The 1,281-nt window shown below is 63.0% G+C and carries 2 protein-coding genes and 1 pseudogene; all 3 read right to left on the reverse strand.

What is annotated here, in order from left to right; genetic code table 11:
- A pseudogene (locus tag AWB81_RS43075) lies at window positions 1-552 on the reverse strand (PRTRC system protein F); the annotation flags it as partial.
- 99 nt (window positions 553-651) lie between these two features.
- Window positions 652-900, reverse strand: a complete 249-nt coding sequence (locus AWB81_RS43085; RefSeq protein ID WP_062644696.1) for a PRTRC system protein C — start codon at window positions 898-900, stop codon at window positions 652-654.
- Window positions 901-909: 9 nt separating this feature from the next.
- On the reverse strand, window positions 910-1,281 hold a 372-nt coding region (locus AWB81_RS43090), incomplete at its 5' end, for a PRTRC system protein E (RefSeq protein ID WP_062644698.1).

Consider the following 1,281-nt stretch of genomic DNA (forward strand, 5'->3'; position numbering starts at 1 on the left):
CGTTCTGACCCACATCGTGCGTCCCGCTGCACGATTGATCAGCACCATCGCCGTCGACACCAGGCGTGGATGAACATTGCGAAGCTCGGCGGCACGCCTACCGATCACGAAGATGCTCTCCTCCGTGATCTCGATGCCGAGATACACAGGCGAGGTCGGATTGAAGTCGCTGCTGTCTTCCTGGTACTGGACGACTTCTTCCACAGCGGCGACGTCACACAGCACAAAGTCAAAGCCGATGCAGGACATGGGCGGTGTGTGACGCTTTGCCCACGCGAAGAAGCCGTGGGCGAGCGCGTCGCCCGCGCCTTTGAACTCCGGTACATCGCGCGGCCGCAGCGCGCCCGAGGTGAACTGGGCGGCGATGAGCCTAGCGACATCCTTTTCGGCGTTCCAACGCATCACTGCGCGCGTTTGAACGTCGGAGCCGATGGCCGGCAAGCTCAAAAAATCATGGGCAGGTCGACGTCCGGCAACGGGAGCGCGTCGCGGTTGCCAAGGCTCTCCCGAGACAGCGACTTCTGCACCAGACGGGCGAGGATCGAAGAGCATTGCTCGATCTCCTTGTCATGAAAAAAAACCGCCCTTCCAGGCGGTTTTTGATGGGAAAGAGCCAAGTCCGGGTCGGACAGGGCTTTAAGAAGGTCGCGCTTACGCATGGGCGCAGCAGGACTGTGTTGCGGGATGAGCTGCCCCCTTCGCACCTGCGGCGCGCACGAATGTGAAGCGCATGACTTCGCTCTCCATCGTCGGTCCGTCGATCGCCGCGGTCGTCAGCTCCGGGTACTGCGCGGAGTAGAGATCGCGGACATCGTCGGGCGAGAAGGTCGGCCCCGGATCGGGGAACGTCACGCCGTTGTAGACGAACTCGCGCGTGAGCTTCGCAACTGAGATAGCCATGTCTGCTCCTTAGTCGAAAAGCGATGCGAGGTTGGTCCCAGCCGGTTCCGCCGATGCTGCAGCGGTCGCGTCCGACTGGTTGGAAGCCGTGCTCTGCTCCTTTACACCGTCGTTGTCATCGTCATCTTCATCGCTGTCCGACTCCGCGCTCGTTCTGCCGGGCGCGGGCAAGGCGGGCTTGCTGCCGCCCTTCGCCAGCGTCTTCGTCGCCTTCGAGACTTGCGTCGTCTTGGCGGCTTCGAGGATCGCTGCCGTGGCCGCAACTTGCTCAGCGAGCGACGCGTGAGCGCCGGTGTAAGTCGCAAGCGCGTCCACGAAACCCGCTTCCAGCTCAGGCGCCGTCGCGGTGAGCGCGAGCGGCTGAAGCATGGCGGCGTCTTT

The organism is Caballeronia arationis (genome assembly GCF_001544975.2).
Lineage (GTDB): Bacteria > Pseudomonadota > Gammaproteobacteria > Burkholderiales > Burkholderiaceae > Caballeronia > Caballeronia arationis.